The organism is Baaleninema simplex PCC 7105, from assembly GCF_000332355.1.
In the GTDB taxonomy this organism is placed as follows: Bacteria; Cyanobacteriota; Cyanobacteriia; order Cyanobacteriales; family Geitlerinemataceae; genus Baaleninema; species Baaleninema simplex.
This window is the reverse complement of sequence record NZ_KB235958.1, coordinates 2,215,471-2,236,945: the sequence shown is the minus strand read 5'-3', so window position 1 is coordinate 2,236,945 and position 21,475 is coordinate 2,215,471. Positions and strand designations below refer to the sequence as shown.

Annotated in this window: 11 protein-coding genes and 1 pseudogene; 3 read left to right on the top strand and 9 right to left on the bottom strand. The window is 51.4% G+C overall.

Annotated elements, in window-relative coordinates; translation table 11 throughout:
* Positions 1 to 124: 124 nt before the first annotated feature.
* Positions 125 to 844: a hypothetical protein gene (locus GEI7105_RS0112015; RefSeq protein ID WP_017660703.1), complete on the bottom strand. Its 720-nt coding sequence runs from the start codon at positions 842 to 844 to the stop codon at positions 125 to 127.
* Positions 845 to 849: 5 nt separating this feature from the next.
* Positions 850 to 1,416, bottom strand: coding sequence for a LemA family protein (locus GEI7105_RS0112010; protein ID WP_026097605.1), 567 nt, complete (start codon positions 1,414 to 1,416; stop codon positions 850 to 852).
* A 783-nt stretch (positions 1,417 to 2,199) separates the two neighbouring features.
* Here GEI7105_RS0112010 and GEI7105_RS0112005 point away from each other — a divergent pair.
* A complete protein-coding gene (locus tag GEI7105_RS0112005; protein ID WP_017660701.1) occupies positions 2,200 to 2,763 on the top strand; it encodes a DUF697 domain-containing protein in 564 nt (187 codons plus the stop codon).
* A 367-nt stretch (positions 2,764 to 3,130) separates the two neighbouring features.
* On the opposite strand, the gene gor is transcribed toward GEI7105_RS0112005, so the two are convergent.
* From gor to GEI7105_RS33420, 7 genes are all read right to left on the bottom strand, one after another.
* Positions 3,131 to 4,477 carry a glutathione-disulfide reductase gene (gene gor, locus GEI7105_RS0112000; RefSeq protein ID WP_017660700.1) on the bottom strand — a complete coding sequence of 449 codons (1,347 nt, stop codon included), beginning with the start codon at positions 4,475 to 4,477 and terminating at the stop codon, positions 3,131 to 3,133.
* Between the two features lie 491 nt (positions 4,478 to 4,968).
* Positions 4,969 to 5,742 (bottom strand): ZIP family metal transporter, encoded by a 774-nt coding sequence (locus GEI7105_RS0111995; RefSeq protein WP_017660699.1) that lies wholly within the window; start codon positions 5,740 to 5,742, stop codon positions 4,969 to 4,971.
* A gap of 104 nt (positions 5,743 to 5,846) precedes the next feature.
* The gene (locus GEI7105_RS0111990; protein ID WP_017660698.1) at positions 5,847 to 6,578 is read right to left on the bottom strand and encodes a glutathione peroxidase; all 732 of its coding nucleotides are present in this window, start codon (positions 6,576 to 6,578) and stop codon (positions 5,847 to 5,849) included.
* A 432-nt stretch (positions 6,579 to 7,010) separates the two neighbouring features.
* Entirely contained in the window at positions 7,011 to 12,872 is a 5,862-nt protein-coding gene (locus tag GEI7105_RS0111985) for a protein kinase domain-containing protein (protein ID WP_017660697.1), read from the bottom strand.
* Positions 12,873 to 13,000: 128 nt separating this feature from the next.
* The gene (locus tag GEI7105_RS0111980; protein WP_017660696.1) at positions 13,001 to 14,116 is read right to left on the bottom strand and encodes a hybrid sensor histidine kinase/response regulator; all 1,116 of its coding nucleotides are present in this window, start codon (positions 14,114 to 14,116) and stop codon (positions 13,001 to 13,003) included.
* A gap of 123 nt (positions 14,117 to 14,239) precedes the next feature.
* Positions 14,240 to 16,042 carry a putative bifunctional diguanylate cyclase/phosphodiesterase gene (locus GEI7105_RS0111975; protein WP_017660695.1) on the bottom strand — a complete coding sequence of 601 codons (1,803 nt, stop codon included), beginning with the start codon at positions 16,040 to 16,042 and terminating at the stop codon, positions 14,240 to 14,242.
* The gene (locus tag GEI7105_RS33420) at positions 16,039 to 18,144 is read right to left on the bottom strand and encodes an ATP-binding protein (protein WP_017660694.1); all 2,106 of its coding nucleotides are present in this window, start codon (positions 18,142 to 18,144) and stop codon (positions 16,039 to 16,041) included. Before GEI7105_RS33420 ends, GEI7105_RS0111975 begins: the two co-directional genes overlap by 4 nt.
* 248 nt (positions 18,145 to 18,392) lie before the next feature.
* Between GEI7105_RS33420 and GEI7105_RS33415 the strand changes: the two genes are divergently transcribed.
* Both GEI7105_RS33415 and GEI7105_RS0111960 read left to right on the top strand, forming a co-directional pair.
* Positions 18,393 to 21,083 (top strand): tetratricopeptide repeat protein, encoded by a 2,691-nt coding sequence (locus tag GEI7105_RS33415; protein WP_017660693.1) that lies wholly within the window; start codon positions 18,393 to 18,395, stop codon positions 21,081 to 21,083.
* A gap of 81 nt (positions 21,084 to 21,164) precedes the next feature.
* Positions 21,165 to 21,406: pseudogene (locus tag GEI7105_RS0111960) on the top strand (ISKra4 family transposase); the annotation flags it as partial.
* Between the last annotated feature and the right edge of the window lie 69 nt (positions 21,407 to 21,475).

Sequence of the window (21,475 nt, the reverse complement as noted above, 5' to 3'; positions counted from 1 at the left end):
GGTCGAAACGCTTGCACCACTTCTCAAAGCAGGGTGGCATAGCGGCTGGGGTGGTCTCTCTCATGGGGACACTCTCCACCTTAAATCCTTGTCAGTCAAGGGTTTTGCTTTTATTTTACCTTTTTTACCGTTTAAGTCCCGCTAATGAAGCTGTGACTGACTCTAAAAAACGCTGCGCCCAGTGTTGAGTTTCGAGATTCGCATTTCTCGCGAGTTCTTCACTCAAACTGACGGCTTCGTTAAGTTTTCCACTTCCTCGATAGGCTTGAGCGAGAAGTGTTTGTGCTTGCCAATATTGTTGGTTTTTTTCAGTGGTCGAAACTCCAGTAAAGTAACGATCGAGGTGGCTCAACGCTAATTCATAGTCTTTCTGACGAATCGCAACTTTACTTTGGTTGAGCAACTGCTGAATTTCTCGGGTCGATAGTGATTCGGAGGGGGTTTTAGGTTGGGAAGATTCACTAGAAGAGGCGAGTGTTGTGGAACTAGATGGTAAGTTTGACGGGCGATCGGAACTCGATTCGTTCGTCAATGTTTGGGTTGTTTCGTGTTTGGTGGCGACCTGAAGGTGATGGTTGCGTTGTTGCAGGGTTTTCAGTACTTGCTGACCCCACTGCTTTACTTTGGGATGGGGATGAGCTGCGAGTTTCGTACAAAGCTCGATCGCTTCTTCGAGTTGTTGACAAGCGTAGTGCGATCGAATTAGTGCTGTCCATGCAGTGACCTGCTGTGACGTTCGAGGAAACTCGTTTTGACATAATGGTGCCAGTAACGCAATACTTTCGGAATAGCGTTTCTGCTCGAAGGCGGTAATTCCTTCGTGTAAGGCTCGATCTTTAGACATTGTGTTTAATTCTCAAAGAGTTGACTGACGTTAACGTTTTGACGATCGCTCTCGGACGCTTCAAAGACTTTTTTGCGTCGATAGTTGAGTTGAGTGGCGATTATATTCGTCGGAAACATTTCAATCGCGTTGTTATACTCTGTGACCGCACTGTTATAAAATCGTCGTGCTGCTGAGAGTTGTTCTTCAACTTCGTTGAGTGAGGCTTGGAGTTGTAGAAAGTTCCGATCGGCTTTGAGTTGAGGATACGCTTCAACCGTGACTAAAAAATTACTAATTTCTCGTGAAATTTGGTTTTCAAGTTCCAATCGCCTAGTATTTGGCAGTCTTCTAGACATAGCTTGCGATCGCAATCCAGAAACTCGAGTCAGAGTTTTTATCTCGAAATCTGAATATTTTTTAGCGACAGCTACTAGGTTTGGAATTAAGTCATATCTTTTTTTTAGAATAACGTCGATGCTAGAAAATGCATTATCGATTTGGTTTTTAGATCGAATCAAACTATTGTAAAGTCCAGTTATCCAAACTGCCAGTAAAATAACGACTACAATCGATATGATTAGAGTCCACATTCATTTATCCTCCCTCTTAAAATGACGAAAAATACTTCTATTACGAGATTACAGCGATCGAACGTTTTGAGTTAATGTTGAAAACATCGATTTTTCGCATGATTTTTAAAATTCTGCAATATGCATATGTGTAGTCATCCTAAATCAGTTGTGTAACAAAATGGGGACAAAAAGGGAACCGGGAACGGAGAATTGTATTTTTTAGGGCATTTTAATTTTTGACAACTCATTGGGGACTGCCATACTTAATTCTCTCATAAAAACTTTTGTGCTGTATTATAACGTATTTTTAGAAAATTTTATTGTGAGAGATTGTTAGTTCGAGCGCTCGAATTTTTCTGCATTATTTCGTAGTTCTTAATAAATCGAAACACTGTCTTCCGTGAAATCTCGTAATTAATTACGATTCGAGCGATCGTTTTTTGCAAATCAAAACAAAATTTAATAAAACTTAAAAGTAGCTATTAAAACTAGGAGTTAAGCATCTCCACCATTTGTAGTGGGCAATGCCCACCGACCTCTCCATTTAGAGTAATTTCGGTCGAACTGCGTAAGTCCTAAAAACAATCAAAATGTCTATTGTCAAGTTAAAACTTCAAGCTTCCGACAATTGCGGACCGAGCGATCGTTGTGACTTACAGGTTGCCGAACGGACAAATATCGTCATTCAAACTACTCAGTAGTTTTACAGAGGTCGAACGAACCTGAATTGACTAGTGCTATGATGGAGCTTAAATTTCCATAACTTAAGCGTTCTTCCACAACTGTATAGAGGACTCTGTAATGAGTAAGCGAACCGAAGCAGAGGCGATCGTTCGTACCCACGTTCTCTGGTCGATGGGAGGTGGATTGATCCCCATTCCACTGGTGGATTTTGCTGCCGTTACTGCAATTCAATTAGAAATGCTCCAGCAGTTAGCCCGAACGTACAACGTAGACTATAGCCAAAGTAACGGGAAAGCCTTCGTCTCAGCCTTAACAGGAACGACGTTCGCCCGCTTGGGCGCGAGTTTATTGAAGGCCATTCCGGGGGTTGGAACCTTGATCGGAGGTGCGTCGATGTCTATTACATCGGGGGCTTCAACTTATGCCGTCGGTCAAGTTGCCATCAACCATTTTGCGAATTCCGGTAACTTGAATAACTTTGTTGAAGACCAAGTCAAACAGGCTTACGATGTGGCGTTCGAGCGCGGGAAGTCTTATGTTTCCGATCTTGAAAACGAGAAGAAAGACGAAGCGGCAGATATTTATCAAGCTCTGGAAAAACTCGGGAAGTTAAAAGAACAGGGTATTTTAACTGAGGAAGAGTTCCAAGCCAAAAAACAACAGTTACTCGAGCGACTGTGAACCATATGAATGCTAGACGTAACGTTGTTAAAACCCTCTTACCGACCAAATCGTTTGGTGTAGTAGGAGGATTTATCGCTCAGTGGTGCCGAAAACTTTTCGAGATCGGGAATTGACAAAACACATAAAATCTGTGTTGGGACTCAAGCCAGACCCCCAGCATTTGGAAAAGGCCGGGGGGCTCCGGCAAGCAATTTACCGATTAATACGGCGATATCTTTTCTAACAAGGGCTTTCAGGACTTTTCTGCACCAAACCCCCTTTGGGAAGGGGGACTACGGGGGGATATTTGGGCGATCGCGCGATCGCCCACAAAAATAGAGACGCACCGAAGTCCGTCTCTATCAGTTTTCTGCAAACTCTCGACTTAGCGCATGGTCACGAACTCTTCAGCCGAACTCGGGTGAATGCCCACCGTGGCGTCGAAGTCCGCTTTTCGCGCCCCCATCTTCACGACGATCGCCACCCCTTGAATAATCTCGGCGGCGTTTTCGCCCACCATGTGCGCCCCAACAACGCGATCGGTATCGCCATCGACGATCAGCTTCATCAAGGTTTTCTCTTCGCGACCGCCCAAGGTATGGTACATCGGGCGGAATTTCGAGCGAAACACCTTCACTGCATCGCCGTATTTCTCCCGCGCCTCGGCTTCCGTCAATCCCACCGTGGCGGCTTCTGGCGTCGTAAACACCGCCGTCGGCACGTTTTCGTAACTCATCTGCCGCGACTTTCCGCCGAACTTCGTGTCTGCGAGGATGCGCCCTTCGTTAATAGCAACGGGGGTTAGGTTGAGGCGATCGATACAGTCGCCGACGGCGAAGATATCGGGATCGTCGGTTTGGTTGTATTCGTCCGCCACGATCGCCCCGTTTTGGGTTTTGACTTGCGTATGTTCTAACCCCAATCCTTCGAGGTTCGGTTTGCGTCCCATTGCTGCCAAGCTGATGGCATCGGCGATAACGGTATCTTCCGCACCGCTGAGGTTCAATTGCAACTTACCGCTGTCGAGTTTGTCGATCGAGTCGATCGTGGTTTCGGTCAGAATGCGAATACCGTGACGTTGCATTCCCTCTTGAATCTCGGTACGAACGTCCTCGTCAAATCCCCGTAAGATCTTGTCCCGTCGGATAATCACCGTCACCTCAGACCCCAAGCCTTTGAGGATGCAGGCGAATTCGACGCCGATGTATCCACCACCGAGAACCACCGCCTGTTTCGGCTGTTCCTCCAGATGAAAAATTTCGTTAGACGTAATGGCGTACTCGATCCCCGGAATATCCGGTTTGACGGGTTTTCCTCCCACTGCGATCAGAATTTTATCGGCCGTTAGGGTGCGATCGCCGATCGTTACCGTATGGGAATCGACAAATTTCGCGTGTCCCTCAAACACCTCCACGTTAGACTTATCCAACATCCGCTGATAAATACCGTTGAGGCGAGTAACCTCGTCGTTCACCACGCGAATCAGTTTCGGCCAGTCGAACTCGCTTTTTACCGGACTCCAACCGTACCCCACCGCATCGCGAAATAGATCGGAAAAGTGGGACGCATACACCATTAACTTTTTGGGAACGCACCCGCGATTGACGCAGGTTCCCCCCAGGCGATCGACTTCTGCAATTCCCACTTTCGCACCGTATTCGGCGGCGCGTCGAGCTGTGGCGATTCCTCCAGAACCCGCACCGATGACAAATAGATCGAAATCGTAACTCATAATTTTCTCTGTGTCCTCTCATACTACGCTTAACTTGTGAGGGGTTTGGGGAGCCATAAGTCCCGCGCTCCCCCCATCGGTGAGTGTCTCGAGACTTGGACTCCCCGCGTCAATTGAGGGTGCCTCTGCTATCGGCCGCTTCGCGTCTACGATACCCCAAAAATTGACATTTCCTTAGCTTTCAATCTTACTCAAGTCAAGTTGTTAGATATAATGTCTGTCGTGTGGGGTCCCGTAGATTGAGAGTCAAAGGTAGGCTTTTGCCGGAACCTCCAAAGTTCTAGAAACCGCCTCAGAACTTTAACAACTGAAGTTATGAGGTTCCGATCGGGAACACTCAGCTCTAGCGGGTGCCTGCGATCGAGTAAAAACTTCACAGTAGCCAGGAAGCTTTTGTTTAAAAAGCTGTACCCAGTAAGATAACCGGATGACCGGGTGATGTAATGATGTAAAATCTCCCTATCTCCTCACCCCCTCATTTCCCCATCTCATCATCCAAGGGAGATATCTAAAAACATCATGCAGACAAATCCCGCCACAATGCCCAAGGTACCTTCTTGTTCGTAGCTTTTGCGAGCGATTTCGGGGATAATTTCATCGACGATCACGAACAGCATCGCCCCCGCTGCAAAGGCCATCGCCCAGGGTAAAAACGCTTGCGCCACGCTGACCACGCCTGCCCCAATGACGCCGCCGACCGGTTCGACGAGGCCGGTGACGAACGCAACGCCCAACGCATAGGCGATCGAATAGTTTAATTCTCGCAATCCCAACGCGACGACTAACCCCTCGGGAATGTTTTGTACGCCGATCCCCAACGCTAGGGCAATACCGTTTGCGATGTTGCCCCCGCCGAATCCGACGCCGACCGCTAAGCCTTCAGGGAAGTTATGCAGGGTAATGGCAATGACAAACAGCCAAATTCGTTGGAAGTTTTTCAATGTCGGCCCCTCTTTGCCCTTAAAAAAGTGTTCGTGAGGAAAGTTGTTATGGGCAAACCACAACGCCGCACTTCCTAAAACAATCCCCGCTCCCACAATTAAGGCTGCCACGGTTTTGGAGGCTCCCTGTTCGAGAGCGGCTTCGGTTCCGGGGACGATGAGCGAAAAGGAGGTTGCGGCCAACATGACACCTCCTCCAAACCCGAGAAAAATTCCCTGAAGTCGATGTTGGATGTTGTGAGTGAATAAAATCGGTAAAGCACCGATGCCAGTTCCGAGTCCGGCGATGAGACTGGCTAGGCTTCCAATGAGGATGACGTCCATTGACCGTGACGGGTAAAGAATTAACCGAAGATTAAAAACACTGTAGGGGCGAACGCTAGGATTCGCCCTCTACTCGGTTCGAGTTTTCTCGATGCTAGGAAGACTTAGGCACTAGCCAGATATTTGTCTAAGGCTTCGGAATCGCCGATGAGTTTCCCGTCGATGAAGACTTGGGGAACGGTTGTGCTACCGCTCATCGCTTTGAGCGATCGCGCAGTGGCGTCTCGTCCCACAACGATTTCTTCGTAGTCGAAACCGCGTTCTTTGAGCTTGGTTTTGGCTTTGGCGCAGAAGGGACAGCCGATTTTGGTAAACAGCGAGACGTACTTCGGCGTTGCGTCGGGGTTGATGTAGTTCAACATCGTCTCGGCATCGGAGACTTCAAAGGGGTCTCCAGGTTTCTCGGGTTCGATAAACATTTTATCGATGACGCCGTCTTTTACGAGCATAGAGTACCGCCAAGAGCGTTTCCCGAAGCCCAGGTCGCTTTTATCGACGAGCAGTCCCATTTGTTCGGTAAATTCACCGTTTCCGTCGGGAATTAGGGTGATGTTGTCGGCTTCTTGGTCTTTCGCCCATTCGTTCATGACGAAGGTGTCGTTGACAGACAGACAAATGATGTCGTCAACGCCGTTTTCTTTGAACACTCCCGCTAACTGGTTGTAGCCGGGAAGGTGACTCGAGGAACAAGTCGGCGTGAACGCGCCGGGAAGGGCGAAAACAATCACGGTTTTTCCAGAAAACAGTTCGTCTGTGGAGATATCGACCCATTCGTTATCGCAGCGGGCGCGAAAGGTAATGTTGGGAACGCGCTGACCTTCTCGGTTCTCGAACATAGCAGTTAGCTCCTTTGTGAATTAATTCATAATCGTTATGAGTTTAGCTTAGCGAGCGAGGTTAAGACTTGTCAAGCTTTTCTTGAAAAAAGCTGACTCTACTGAAGATTCAGCGCTATCGAACCATTGGGAGTTTAAGTGATTACCTGTCCCGTGATATCTATCTGAAGGAAGAAGAGAGGGGGAGCTTCTTCAGGGAAGAGGGAAGACAGGTAAAAGTTTCTCATCACCTCATCACCCTCAGTGGTGCAGAAAACTTTTCGAGATCGGGGATTGACAAAACACACAAAATATGTACCGAAACTCGAGTGAGATGCCGGGGATCTCCGACAGGAATTTACCGATCTGGGATTTTGCGGTCAACCCTTGAATACGGCGATATCTTTTCTAACAAAGGTTTCAGGACTTTTCTGCACCACTAAACCTCATCTCCTAAGAGGTAGGAATTTCGATAACGAACTCCGTCCCTTCTCCGAGGGTCGAACGACAGGTAAGCTGGCCGCCGTGTTTTTCGACGACAATTTGACGAGAAATCGATAACCCCAGCCCCGTTCCTTTTCCGACGGCTTTGGTGGTGAACATTCGATCGAAAATTTGTTGGCGGACGTCTTCAGTCATTCCCGGGCCGTTGTCTCGGATGCGAATTCTGACACGATCGCCGGTATCGTCGAGTTCCGTGCGAATGACGATGCAGTTGGGATCTCGTTCGAGGTCTTCAAAGCTGCGATCGCGGCTGGCTTCGTCGAGAGCGTCGATGGCGTTGGCGATGATATTCGTAAACACCTGGTTGAGCTGTCCGGCGTAACATTCAATCTGTGGCAGGTCGCCGTACTCTTTCACCACCTCGATGGTGGGGCGTTCCTTGGTAAACTTCAACCGGGGTTTGAGAATCATCAAGGTACTGTCGATCCCTTCGTGTAAGTCGACGGCGACCTTGGCAGAAGTATCGGCTCGAGAAAACGTCCGCAGCGATCGACTGATTTGGCGAATGCGTTCGGTTCCCACCTTCATCGAATCGAGAATTTGCGGGAGATCTTTGACAATAAAATCGAGATCGATTTCCTCGATTTCCGCGTCGATATCCTCCCCCGGATCGGGAAATTCTTCCCGATACATTTCGAGCAACCCGATAATGTCCTCGATGTATCCCTGAGCGTGGCTGAGGTTGGCATCGACAAATCCCACGGGATTGTTAATTTCGTGGGCGACCCCCGCCACCAACTGACCCAAGGTCGCCATTTTCTCGCTCTGCACCAACTGTAACTGTGCCTGTTGTAACTCCTGTAGCGAGTCTCGCAGTTGCGTCGCGCGTTCCCGTTCGTGCAATTCCGACTGTTTCAAATTCTCGTAGAGGCGGGCGTTTTCGAGGGAAATCGCAGCTTGAGCGCACAGTAGCATTAAAACGTCGAGGCGATCGCGCGTAAACGCCCCGGCCGTCAAACTATTTTCTAAATACAGAATGCCGATGAGCTTTCCTTGACCCTGAATCGGAGCGCACAGTAGCGATTTGGGCTGTCGATCGCGAATATAGGAATCGTTGACAAACGCCGATTCTGCCGTGGCATCGTTGAGAACGACGCTTTCACCCGTTCTGGCAACGTAGTGGAGTGTCGAGAGGGGAAGACAATCGCACTGTTCGACGGGGAGCGATCGCCGTCCTCCGACAGCAGTTCCCTGGGACTCGTCCGACGGAACCGAGCGATCTTGGGTTGTTGCCAACGAGCGAAGACCTTTTCTCTGAGAAATTTCGACCGTCAGGCGATCGTTCTGCACGAAGACGATCGAGCCACCCGTAGCCCCCGCGTTCTCTAAGGCCAGTTCCATGAGCTTGTCGAGTAGGCGATCGAGGACGATTTCTCCCGATAACGCCTGAGCTGCTTTCATGACTGTAGCCACGTCCAACACGGCAGCCCGCGATCGCGTATAGTTGATACTGCGGTTCGTGCGGGGACTGCCCTCGACGCCCCATCCCTCTTCGTCGTCCTGAGAGGCCACCACTGCCACCGTCAACAGCGAGCCGTAACGACGGTCGAACTGCCGCACCTTTCCCGTCGCGCCCCAACGCTGATAGGCAACATAAGCTTCACCGAAATAGAGTTTCGCAATTTTCGGTTTGCCCCGATCGCACCAAAAGCGGCCGGCCAACTCGTTTCCTAACGCCACCCACTGCACGGCATCGTTGGCCGACGCCAGTTCGATGGCGCGATCGTAGCGATCGAGCGCCTGAAAATTCCGGCCGTACAGCCGTTCCCACTCCGCTGTTACCAATTCCGACCAGCACGCGAACGTCTCGGGACAGACTTCAGCCCAACTGTCGAGATGTTGTCGAACCGTCTCAATTTCCCGACGAGCGTTTTCTCGGTCTTCAGGGGAAAACTGCTCGAATAACGCAGTCGAACACAGGGCGATCGCCATATCGTTGAGGGCGATCGCGATCGATCCCGACAGAGACGCCGACCGCTCTCGAGCCGTTCTCGCAGCCTCGAGCGCCTCCTCGTATCGTTCTAAGCCGTACAGAACCCACGCTTTATGAACGTAATACGACGCGGCCGAGGACTCGTGGCCGAAACGCCGACACCGTTCGAGAAAGATCGATTCGGTCAACTGTCCCCAGCGAAATTTGCCGTCTGTCGAGGGAGATTCCGTCGCCGAACCGGCCGTCGCAGTTTGCCCGACCCCGTCCTGACTCGGGGCGCGATCGCGACTGCGGAGCGGCGTTTTTTCGCTCAACATCGAAACCGGCAACATGACGCTGGCGATGCGGTCTAAAGCCCAGCGATGTTGGTATTTTCGACACCACGCCATCCATTGCGTCGCATCTCGGGCGAGGGATTCGAGGGATTTTCCGCCATAAAACGACAGACACAGACGTTCGGCGAGACTGTAACCGATGGCGAATATCTCAGCGTGTTCGGTACTGAGACGATAGGCTTCCTCTAGCAGCGACAGCGCCTTGGGCAGAGGCGTCGTCCAGGGTAAAACGTGGCTTCCGAGAATGCCGTACACCCAACACTGGCGATCGCCATCCCCGAGTTGCTCGACTTGCGTTCGGGCAAAATTCGCCCAGTCCGAAGCGGTTGGCCGATCGCCGCCCGCGAGGTGACTGACTCCGTAAAGCGCGGCAGCAACGGGCATTTCTAAAGTCGCGCGTCCGAGGGTTCGCGATCGCTCGAGTGACTCAGCCGCCAGACGAGCGGCTCGAGAGGGCGCGCAGACGTGCAGCAGAACCAAAGCTCGAGCGAGAACCTCTCCTACCGCCGACTCTTCCGCCGTCGGAGCGATCGCTTCAGTCGGCAGACTATCGAGACGGATCTCTGGCGGAGGCGAGGCGGACGAGGAAAACAAGGAAGACAAGGAAGATAAGGAAGACACAGACAATCCGGTCTCTTGAGAACTGTCTTCACTGGCGACTGGCGACCGGCGACGGGTGACTGATACCCGTTCGATCGCGTCGGTGACGTGATCGAACGCCGCACCGTAGCGTCCGCAGAGTTGGTAAGCGGCGACGGCCAGGCGATCGATTTCAATGCGGGCGACATCGTCGGGAGCTTGTCGGTCGAGAAGGTCGAGTAATTCGATGGTGCGATCGAAGTTACCTTGTAACAGGTTCGCCCGTGCCCGTTCGAGGTGCAGAGAAAACGCCAACTCCGGGCAGATTTTCCACATGGGCATGGGGAGGGCTTCGATGCCGATGAGGTCGTAGGTTAAGGCGCTCGTGTAGTCGCGCTCGTTAAAGCTTTGGCGACCAGCTTCTAAATTCAGTCGTCCCCGTTGAAGTTTATCGGTGTCGTCGGCGATCGCCCCGCGAGCGAGGTTCCAGTGACGCACTACCTCGATAATGCCGTTCGTTTCCCGTTCGGTTTCCGACTCAATTCGGGAGCGTTGAGTGCGGCGGTAAAGGACTTTACCGATTTGTAAGTGAAGAGCGTCTTTGCGATCGGCCCCGACGAGGGAATAAGCGGCTTGCTGGACTTGTGGATGAAGGAACTGATAGCTCAAGAGTAAAACGCCTCGTTTGTCGGAAGTCGAGGGCGTCAAATTCGATAGCGTGATGTTGGTATTTTTTATATCGATATTTGTAAGACTATCTGTATCGGAGCGAGTTGAAGTATCGGAGGGTGAGAACGTCGTCGGGCGATGGTCCGGCTCGAGAGGGAGTTCTGAAGTGACAAACTGTTCCCGCCGAGGTTGCACCAATCCTTCTACTAACGCCGGAACCAAATCGTGAAACAAATCGCGCAACGGGTCTCGAGTAATTTCGTGGAGAACGTCGAGGTCGAACTCCATGCCCATACAAGCCCCCAAACTGAGGAGTTCGCGGGCGCGGTCGGGGAGTTGTTGAAGTTGCGCCAGCAGACCAGAGAGAACGTTATCCGCGATTTCCTGAGCGTCGATGCGTTCGAGATCCCACTGCCAACTCATGGACTCGTCGTCGAAGACCAAGAGATTTTCGCGATCGAGAGTTTTGAGGAATTCTCGCACGAAAAAGGGATTGCCGTTCGTTTTTTGGGCGATCCGCATCGCGAGGGGCATCACCGATTTGCGATCGCGATCGAGCGTATCGGCCACCAATCGAACGATCGCCTCGAGGGGCAAGACGTCCAACGCCAGCGTTTCGACCCGGCCGGGGTGTTCCCGGTCCGCAGACTGACGCTGTAACCGATGTCGCAGCAAACGTAACGGGTGGTCGTCGCCGACTTCTCCCTCGCGGTACGCCCCGATAACCAGCAGCGATCGCGAGTGTGGGTCGCAAATCGCCGCTTCGACGATCTCGAGAGTTACCGCGTCCGACCACTGGAGATTGTCGAAAAAGAGAACGAGCGGGACGTTACTGTGACAAAACACCTGTAAAAACCGCTGCAATGCCGATTTGAGTCGAGATCGATCCCAACCTTCATCTGGAGAGGCGCGAACGGAAGCGATCCCGAGTTCGGGTTCGGTGGGCGATTCGAGAACGAGTTTTAACTCGGGAACGGCGCGAACCAACAGGTGACAAGCATCGCCCAACGTCTCGAGAAGGCGATCGCGCCAACCGGCCAGTTGGCTTTCCGTTTCCGTCAGCAGTTGTCGCACCAGTTCCCGCACGGCTTCCACCACGGGCGCAAAGGGAATTTCCGATCGCAACGACTCCCCAGACTCGAACTGACCCGACACGAAATAGGCTCGGTCGCGGAAGTGAGAGGACGCATTGTCATGTCGGACGGGCTTGTAGCTTTCGCCGACCAGAGCGGACTTACCGATTCCCGCATCTCCTACCACGAAGACGACTTCAGGAGAGGAGAACTCGGGGCGGGGACTGTCTTCGACTGTCACAGCATTTCCGTCCGCAGTGGCGATCGCGCCGACGCGCTCGAAAGCTGCCCGCAATCGAGCCAGTTCGATCTCCCGGCCGTACAGTTGCGGGGGAATGCGAAACTGGTTGACGACATCGTTTTCGCCGGGAATGACATCCTCGATCGTTCCGGTGGCTTCGAGTTGCATCAAACACAACACGAGATCGACTTGAATACCCCAAGCACTTTGATAGCGTTCTTCGGGAGTTTTCTCCAGCAGTTTCATCACGATATCGGAAACCGCTTGAGGAATGCTGGGATCGAGTTCTCGCGGGGGTGTCGGCTGTCCGGCGATGTGACAGTGAACCAATTCCATCGTATCGGTGGTGTCGAAAGTCGGCCGTCCCAAGAGCATTTCGTAGAAGGTGACGCCGAGGGAGTAAAAGTCGCTGCGGTAGTCTAGAGGACAGTTGGTGCGCCCCGTTTGTTCGGGGGACATATAAGGCAGAGTTCCTTCGAGGATGGTTGGATTGCGGTTTCCCAGGGGAGTGTCGGAAGACAGTTCGATCGAGATGCCGAAATCGATAAGTTTGACGCGATCGAGTTCTCGGTTATAGAGAATGTTGGCGGGGTTGATATCTTTATGAACGACGCCAGCTGCGTGAATTTGACCGAGGATTTCGGCAATTTGCGAAGCGATGGAGAGAAATTCCGAGAGGGTCAGTTGGCGTTCGGCCAGTTCTTGTTGGAGAGAAACGCCGCCGAAGTCTTCGAGGACGATGGCGATGGTATTGCGGTCTTTCGCTAATTCGTAGGCGCGGGCGATGCCGTCGAGTTCGAGCCGTTGGGTAATGTGGTATTCCTGTTGGTATCGAGCCAGTTCGGTGGGCGTTGCCCGATCGCTTTTGAGAATTTTGAGAACGACGGGCAGACCGTCGCGTTCGCGCTGGCCTCGATACACCAACGAGTTAACGCTTTCGTAAATTAGCGTACCGATTCGATAGCCGGGGAGAAGAATCATGTCCAATAATTGATAATTGGTAATCGATCGTGCTGTTTACAGCGAGCTGCGAGCCATCAACAGCCAGCAGTTAATCAGTTCTTTCTCATCTCCTCACTGGCGACTGGTGACGGGTGACTGTTCTCTCCTCATCTCCTCATCTCCTCGTCTTCCACCCGGACGGGTAGGGTGACTGAAACGATCGTCGTTTGACTGGGAGTGCTATCGATGGTGAGCGTCCCGCCGTTGAGTTCGGCGAGTCGTTTGGTGATGGCTAACCCCAGTCCCGATCCTTGCTGTTCGTAAATTTTGCGCTCGAACTGTTCGTAAGCTCCGACGCGCTCGATCTGTTCGGGTTGGAATCCCCGTCCGCGATCGACAGTCGAGAAGACGAAGCGATCGCCGTCGAGTTGGCTGCGGACTTCAACGGGGGTTCCCGCTTGAGAGAATTTAAAAGCGTTGTCGGTGAGTTCGGCGATCGCTTTGGCAATCCAGTTTTCGGCGACGGCGAGAGAGGCGTCGTCGAGTTGGAGGTATAAGTCGTCGAGGCGATCGTACTGTTGGGCAATTTCTCGGGCGACGGTTTCGATCGCCTTGCGAGCCGATTCAGTTTGACCTCGTAACAACAACTGCATCCGTCGCGAGTCGCCTTTGACGAGTTCGAGTTGGGCGTAGAGTAAAAAATTTTGAATTAAGTGATGCAATCGCCGGGCTGATGTACTGATGCTAGCGGCCATTTCTTGAATTTCGGCTCTATCCATACTGTGGCCGTCTTCTTCTAAAAACGTGGCGTAGCCGAGGATACCGTTGAGAGGGGTGAGGAGTTCGTGAGGGAGCGATCGCGTGAGGTTGTGGCGCAGTTCGTCGAGTTTGTATTGAGAGACGCGTTCGAGGGCGGCTTTTTTTTCCAAGCGAGTCGCCACTGTTGCGAGGAGTTCGGCGATCGTAAACGGTTTCGGTAAATAGTCGTCGGCCCCCAATTCCATACCCTGGCGAATTTGGGTCTTTTCAGCTTTCGCCGTCAGGAAAATAAAGGGGACTGTTTGAGTTACCGGATTTTGCCGTAACGCTCGCAACACGCCATAACCGTCGAGTTCCGGCATCATCACGTCACAGATAATCAGATCGAGCGAGTGTTGACTGGCGAGTTCGATCCCAACGGCTCCGTTTTCGGCTTCGAGGGTTTCGTAGTCCGCTTCGGAAAGAATTTCGACGACGATCTCGCGAATATCCTGTTCGTCTTCGATAATCAGAATTTTGCCCATCAGCTCTTTCAGATCTTATCGGTAAATTGACTCAAAAAACGGGACGGCCATTTTAGTTTGCTAGAAGGGTTCGATCGACAATTTAAAAACAATTTGAGGACGAACGGAAAGACGATCGCGACATTAGCTAAATTCGAGTCGTTTTCCTTGACGTAGCAGTTCGGCAAATTCCGAAGCGGGAAGTGGGCGACTAAAGAAATAGCCCTGCATGCGATCGCACCCGTGTTGGCGGAGAAACTCGAGTTCGGCTCGGGTTTCGACCCCTTCAGCGATGGACTTGAGACCAATTTGACGAGCCATTTCGATCGAGGCTTTGGTAATCGCTGCGTTCGTGGGGTTGCGATCGATCCCCCCGACAAAACAGCGATCGATCTTCAAAATATCGAAGGGAAACTGTTGCAAATAGCCCAAAGACGAATAACCCGTTCCGAAGTCGTCAATGGCAATACTGACACCGACGGCTTTCAATCCTTCTAACATTCTGACGCTGGCTTCTGGGTTGCGTACCAAAATCGTCTCAGTCAGTTCTAATTCTAAATCGCGAGGGTCGAAGGACAGATCTCGAAACAGTCGTGTCAAATGCTGGCGTAAATCTGGGTTAAAGGAGTCCGAGGCACTCGCACGATCGAACTGTCGCCCAGATAGGTTGACGGCGACGCGTACCCGTTTCAAACCCGCTTCTTGCCACGAGAGACTTTGCTGGCAGGCCGTTTTGAGAACCCATTCGCCGATCGGCACGATGGAACCGTTTTCCTCGGCCAGGGGAACGAACCGTCCGGGCGAGACCGCTCCTCGGCTGGGGTGATGCCAACGTAACAGGGCTTCGGCGCCGACGATTTCCCCAGTCGTCAAATCCACTTGTGGCTGGTAGTACAGGGCGAACTCGTTGCGATCGAGAGCGTAGCGCAAATCCGTTTCGAGGGCCAGGCGATCGGAGGTATCTAACAGGGCTGCCGTATACGCTCTGACTTGATTTCCCCCTTGCTGTCGCGCGTAGCGCATAGCTTTTTTACTCTGACCCAACAAGGTGTCGAGATGTTTGGCGTCTCGCGGGTAAAAGGCCAGGCCGATACTGGCGGTCAGGAAAATTTCGCGACCGTCGAGGCCGAAGGGTTCTCCGATCGAATCTCGAATCGCCTCAGCTTGACGTTCGGCGTCGGCGCGACGTTCGACGGGACGGGGGACTAAGGCGAACTCGTCGCCCCCCATCCGCGAGAGCATTGCCCCTTCGCCGAGACAATTTTGCAGGCGTTTGGCGGCAATTTTCAAACAGCGATCGCCGAGTTCGTAGCCGAGTTCGTCGTTGATGCGAGCAAAGCGATCGAGACCGACGTACAAGATGGGGACGAAGCCCGAGCGATCGAGGTGGCCGTTCTGGTCGATTCCCGACTCGCCGACAATGCGATCGAAGTTTTCCCGCAGGGCCAGTTGGTTGGGCAGCTCCGTCAAACTATCGTGATAGAGCAAGTATCGCAGTCGGTTTTCCGCTTGTTGGAGTTTGGTGCTATAACTTTGCTGGGCTTGTTGCAGTTGTTGGGCGTACAGTTGCTGGACGGAAGAGGACTTTTTCAGCCGCGTGCTGACCGCACTGAGCAGTTCGTCGCGGGTAAACGGTTTAGTGAGATAGTCGTCGGCGCCGAGATCCATGCCGACTCGAAAATCGATGCGATCGGCTTTGGCCGAAAGAAAGATAAACGGAATCGTTTCGGTCTCCTGAAGCCGGTTGAGTTGAGTGAGTACGCCATAGCCGTCGAGTTCTGGCATCATGATGTCGCACAAAATCAAATCTGGCTGGTGTTCTCGCGCCAGTTGACAGCCCACGACACCGTTTTCTGCCTGTAAAACCTCGAACCCTTCGGCTTCGAGCATATCGACGAGAATATCGCGCACGTAATCTTCGTCTTCAATAGCTAAAATCGTCGTCACGATTGTCGCTCCTGCCTCAATGGAATCGTTACGGTCACGGTCGTTCCCCGCCCTTCCTCACTGTCGATTTGAATGTCTCCTCCGTGTAAGTCCACGGACTTTTTGACGATCGACAGTCCCAAACCCGTACCCTGTATGTTACCGACATTTTTTCCCCGATGGAACGATTCGAACAGATGCTTTCGATCGTCGGCGGGAATTCCAATACCGCGATCGCGAATTTGGAACGCGACGCGATCGTTCTGGCAGACTACCTCGAAGTCGATGGACGTTCCGGCTTGGGAATATTTCATCGCGTTCGAGAGTAAGTTGGCCAAAATTTGTCGTAACAGGCGCGCATCGAGTTCGAGGGCGTGGCTGCTGCCGTCGCAGGGGCCGCGATGGCGGAACTTTACGGAATGCTGTCGGTCGTCGCTGACGCTGCACCCGTCGATAAGGGTTTCGCACAAGGCTTTCAGGTTCACGGGAGACGGCGAAAATCCGAGCTGTCCGGTTTCGGCTTTACTGACGGTCAGCACGTCGTCGAGTAACCGCGTCATGTGCGCGACGGTGGTATAGATGCGATCGAGATAGCTTTGTTTTTTCTCGTCGCTCCATTTATTCCCGTAGTGTTTGAGCAGTTCGGCCGACCCGAGAATGGTGGTTAAGGGGGTGCGAAATTCGTGGGAAGTCATGGTCACGAAGCGCGATTTCAATTCGTTGAGTTCTTGTTCGGCCGAGAGGGCTTGTAAAAGTTGGGTGTTCGTCTCTTGAATTTGAGCGGTACGTTCTTCGACGATGGTTTCGAGTTCTTGGTTGAGGGTTTTAAGGGCTTCTTCAGTGAGTTTGCGATCGGTCACGTCCATGCTGGCACAAACGATACCGCGAACGGCTCCGCTGGGGTCGTATAACGGTTCGACGGTTAAGTCGTAGTAGCGAAAGTTTCCGTTGAGAACCAGGCAAATTTCTTCGCGGGTGCCGGACTTCGAGGCGAGAACCTGTTGTTCGATGTCAGTCAGACGCCGTGCGTCGTCTCGGGTAAAGACTTCGGCGTTACATTTGCCGACGAGCGTTTCGGCGTCGAGGCCGGGAGGGGGATTGTAGGCCCAGGTGTAGCGCAGTTCGGCGTTTTTGGTAAATACGGAAATGGGGGAGTTTTTCAGTGCGATCTCGAACCGTTCTTCGCTTTGGTGTAAGGCTGCTTCGATGTCTTGGCGTTCGGCGATTTCCCGCTGTAACTGTTCGTTGGCTGCTCGGAGTTGTTCGGTACGTTCGTCGACGTGCCGTTCGAGCTGTTCGGTGAGGTCGGCCAGGGCTTTTTCGATGTTTTTGCGTTCGGTGATATCTCGGGCGACCCAGATAGCCGTGTTGGATTCGGGCATGGGGGAGATGTTGGCCGCGAACCAAAGGGGGTGGGTATCGACCGACAGGCTGTATTCAAACGAGACGATCTGTTGGGTTTGTAAGGCGCGACGGACGGGTTCGAGGAAGCGTTGGCTGGTTTCGGGGTGAAGGAATCGATCGATGGTGCGATCGATAAGGCGAGGGTTGGTTTGGCTGGAGTCTTCGAGGACGGCTTGGGTCGGAGCGATTTTGATGCTGTTTCCCGAGGCGTCCACGACGAGAACCACGTCGGCCATGGCTTCGAGCATCCGACGCAGTTGCTGTTCGGAGGTTTGAAATTTGAGATCGAGTAAGGTTCGTTCTCGCCGCTGCTCTGAGAAGGCTCTGAGGAGGCGGCTGCGGGAAATCAATCCAGCCAAGCGTCCGTCGGGTTCGATGAGGGGAAGGGTTTCGCGATCGAGGCTGAGTTCGAGTAAGCGATCGAAGTGGTTGAGGTCGTCGGGGGTCGCCGTTCGCTCGACGGGTCGTATGAGGTGGCGGATGGGAACGTTTCGATCGGCTGTGGGATCGGCCAGGACGACGAGGGCGTCGGTGGCACTCACGAATCCCAATAGGCGATCGTCCTCGGTGACGCAGAGGGGTTCGCTCGACTGGCGAGTTGGGGAGGCCAGCCAAGGTAAGACTTCGCTGAGGGGGGTATCTGGGGAGATACAGTGGGGATGGCGATCGAGGTAGGCATCGAACGCGTCTGGCGATCGAAACGGATCGAGACTGGGCATGGCAAGCCGAGTGACGGTAAGGAAAGGTGTTTCCGTTATATTCTCTCTATTTTGGCATTCTCGATCGCTCGTGTTGGGGAGAAGGGGGTAACGGGAAGATGAAATGATGAGGGGCGATCGCAAAAGAGCGCAGTTTTAAAAGTACAGGAGAAATATCGTTCGTCGAACTCGGTCTTCCTTCTTGACTTCCCTTTACACTATAAATATGTTCCTCTGGACATCGTCTACTGTTTGCGACTGAGTTGACTATGAACGATCGACTGTTTGACGCCTGGCTCTCTCGAGTGAGTGATTCGGAAACTGCCGATCTCGCGTCGGGGTTGAAATGTGCCGTCGCGAGTCTCGCACCGAGTCAGGTGTACTGTCAGGTTGGGGTCGAGGACGGAAAGCTCTTCGTCGCCGCGTTGTCAGAAGCTCCTGAGATCCTCGCCTACGCGGTGGACGATTTTGCTGAGGCTGAAGATGCCGAAGCGGCGTTTCAACAGTTCGCCGATACGATGATGGAGGCGGGACTCGAAGAGCGCGTCACGTTTTGCGCTCAGGATATTGCGGACTTTTTTCTAGAGTTACACCAATTCGATCTCGACGAGCGCATCGGGGTATACGTTTATAACGGCTCGAGCGACTATCGTTCGGTTTTAATGGGATTGTTGTTCGCACGTTCGGTCTTGGCGGATTCAGCGTTACTCGTGGTGCGATCGCCTCAACTTTCACAGTTCCACGATGACTCGATGCCAGAGAGCAATGTTCGAGAACGTACTTTTAAAGAAGCTCGTCAGGCAATTGCTGATTTTCTCGTCAGTCATCCACAAGCTCGTCAGTTTTCAGAGAAGTTGACGAGCGAGGCCATTGCAGTATTGTTTTGGGACGCGAATTCATCGGACATCGATTTAACGGGAGTCGATCGGTTTCAACAGCCCGAGGTCATTCGTCTATTAAAACAACTGGGGAATTCGCTAGATTCGCCGTTAGTCGATGTCATGTTTAATAAGGCAGTTCAGTTATACGAACAGGGAGATTACGAGGCTGCGGATCTGGCTTATCAAGAGGTAATAGAGCGAGATCCCAATCGGATTGAGGCGTGGTTTAATTTGGGAATGTTGTATTACGTCAGCGATCGCACAGATGACGCGATGGCGCTTCTGCAACACTGTCTGAAGCTCGATGAAAATCGCGCCAACGTCCATTATGGTTTGGGGTTAGTGTGGGAAAAATTGGAGCAGACTCAGCGGGCGATCGAGGCTTACGAACGAGCGATCGATCTCGATCTCCAGTTTATCGAAGCTTATAATAACCTCGGCAATATTTACTATCAAAATCTAGACTACGTTCGAGCGGAAGCGGTCTATTGTCAAGCACTTCAACGACAGCTCTCGCATTTCGGACTCTATCTCAATTTAGCGAACGCTTTGATGATGCAAAATCGCCTAGACGAAGCAATTTATTTTTATCGAAAAGCAGGCGAGATCGATCCCAACGACGAAAGATTAAAAGAAAACCTCAAACGTGCCACTCTACAAAAACAACTAGAACTTCCCATTATATATGAAACTACAGCACAAATCGAAGTTTGTCGCAATCGTTTTAAAACATCTTTGGAAAACCTGGTAAATCGTACTATTTTAACTGACCCTGAAACCAGGCAAATGATTTTATTTGGAATTGGATGGCACGTCAATTTTTACCTAGCTTACCAAGGTAAAAACGATCGAAAGCTTCAAGAAAAATATGGAAATTTTGTTTACAAAGTATTAGATAAAAACTATCCTGAATGGGTCAAGCCAAAGCTAATGCCACCCCGTTCTAAAAACAACAAAATCCGTATTGGATATGTTTCGTATTTCATGAATTTAAGTTCGGTGAGCAAACTGTGTCTGGGATGGTTGAAACACGCCAATCTTAAAGATTTTGAACTCTACAGTTACCACCTCGGACGTAAAGAAGACTTCGTCTCGAAACGGTTTGCTCAATATAGCTATCGTTTTCAACAGTTTGACAATGCGAAAGTCGAAGACATTGCCCGAAAAATTCTCGAAGACAATCTTCACATCCTTGTCTTCTTAGATATTGGCATGTATCCCAAATCCACATTGCTGGCGGCGATGCGTTTAGCTCCAGTTCAATGCACGACCTGGTGTCATCCCGTCACCTCGGGGCTTCCAACTGTAGATTATTTCTTATCCTGCGAGTTGATGGAACCGGAAAACGCACAAGAACACTACAACGAAACCTTGATTTTACTTCCAAACATTGGTGTTGCTTACGAAAAGCCTAACGTTTCATCGCCTCAAAAAATACGGCAAGATTTTCAGTTAAACAAAGATGCGATCGTCTATTTGTCCTGTCAATCTCTTTACAAATATCTTCCGAGATATGACTATATTTTTGCAGAAATCGCCCGTCAAGTTCCCGAAGCGAAATTTGCCTTTTTATCCCACGAGCAAGACGCTGTGACTGAGCTTTTTCGTCGTCGGTTAGATCGCGCGTTTTCGGAAGTTGGACTAGCCGCCGATCGCTTCTGTAAACTTTTGCCCCGACTCGACCAAGTGAGCTATTGGAATTTAAACCAAATTTCTGATGTTTATCTCGATACCCTAACTTGGTCGGGGGGAAACACCACTCTCGAAGCGATCGCCTGTGATTTGCCCATTGTTACCTGTCCCGGTGAATTCATGCGAGGTCGCCATTCTTACGCTATTTTAAAAATGCTCGGCATTACGGAAACGATCGCCACTACGGAAGCCGAATATATCGAAATCGCGGTTCGTTTGGGGCGCAATACCGACTGGCGACGGGAAATTGTAACCAAAATTCAACAATATCGCGATCGCGTCTACGAAGACACCACTTGTGTCGATGCCTTAGAACAGTTTTATCGAGAAGTCTTTGAGGCAAGAAGAATAAGAAGAGAGGAAGAAACGCAGTTAGCTACCGACTAATGAAGAGGTGCATCTCACTTTCGTAAAAACACCAAAATCATGGTAAAATAATATGAGTAGATATCTCTAAAAAAATTCAAAATGAACTTAAACTCCGAAGATCGAGAAAAGCTACAAGAACATCTCAAAGCGGTGGCTGATATCTTGCATCGTAATACGTCTTCAGATAGACTCCAAACTTTTGAGAAGATTGAAACCACTCTGAGAGACCAAATACAAGAAGAAGTTTCTCCCGAAATTGCTCAGTGTTTTTTTCAGCAGTTAGCCAAATCAAAATTGGCCGACCCCGAAAATTGAAAACCATTGTCGGGGAAGTTGAAATCGGGTGCATCTCAATTTCGTAGAACGACCCCTCCGCGCCTCGACTGAGCTCGCCGAACGTCCTTCGGCAC

Excerpts from the sequence above, each read along its gene's own strand:
- gor (WP_017660700.1), bottom strand. The coding sequence starts at position 4,477 with ATGAGTTACGATTTCGATCTATTTGTCATCGGTGCGGGTTCTGGAGGA.
- GEI7105_RS33415 (WP_017660693.1), top strand. The coding sequence starts at position 18,393 with ATGAACGATCGACTGTTTGACGCCTGGCTCTCTCGAGTGAGTGATTCG.
- GEI7105_RS0112010 (WP_026097605.1), bottom strand. The coding sequence starts at position 1,416 with ATGTGGACTCTAATCATATCGATTGTAGTCGTTATTTTACTGGCAGTT.
- GEI7105_RS0111985 (WP_017660697.1), bottom strand. The coding sequence starts at position 12,872 with ATGATTCTTCTCCCCGGCTATCGAATCGGTACGCTAATTTACGAAAGC.
- GEI7105_RS0112005 (WP_017660701.1), top strand. The coding sequence starts at position 2,200 with ATGAGTAAGCGAACCGAAGCAGAGGCGATCGTTCGTACCCACGTTCTC.
- GEI7105_RS33420 (WP_017660694.1), bottom strand. The coding sequence starts at position 18,144 with ATGCCCAGTCTCGATCCGTTTCGATCGCCAGACGCGTTCGATGCCTAC.
- GEI7105_RS0111995 (WP_017660699.1), bottom strand. The coding sequence starts at position 5,742 with ATGGACGTCATCCTCATTGGAAGCCTAGCCAGTCTCATCGCCGGACTC.
- GEI7105_RS0111980 (WP_017660696.1), bottom strand. The coding sequence starts at position 14,116 with ATGGGCAAAATTCTGATTATCGAAGACGAACAGGATATTCGCGAGATC.
- GEI7105_RS0112015 (WP_017660703.1), bottom strand. The coding sequence starts at position 844 with ATGTCTAAAGATCGAGCCTTACACGAAGGAATTACCGCCTTCGAGCAG.
- GEI7105_RS0111990 (WP_017660698.1), bottom strand. The coding sequence starts at position 6,578 with ATGTTCGAGAACCGAGAAGGTCAGCGCGTTCCCAACATTACCTTTCGC.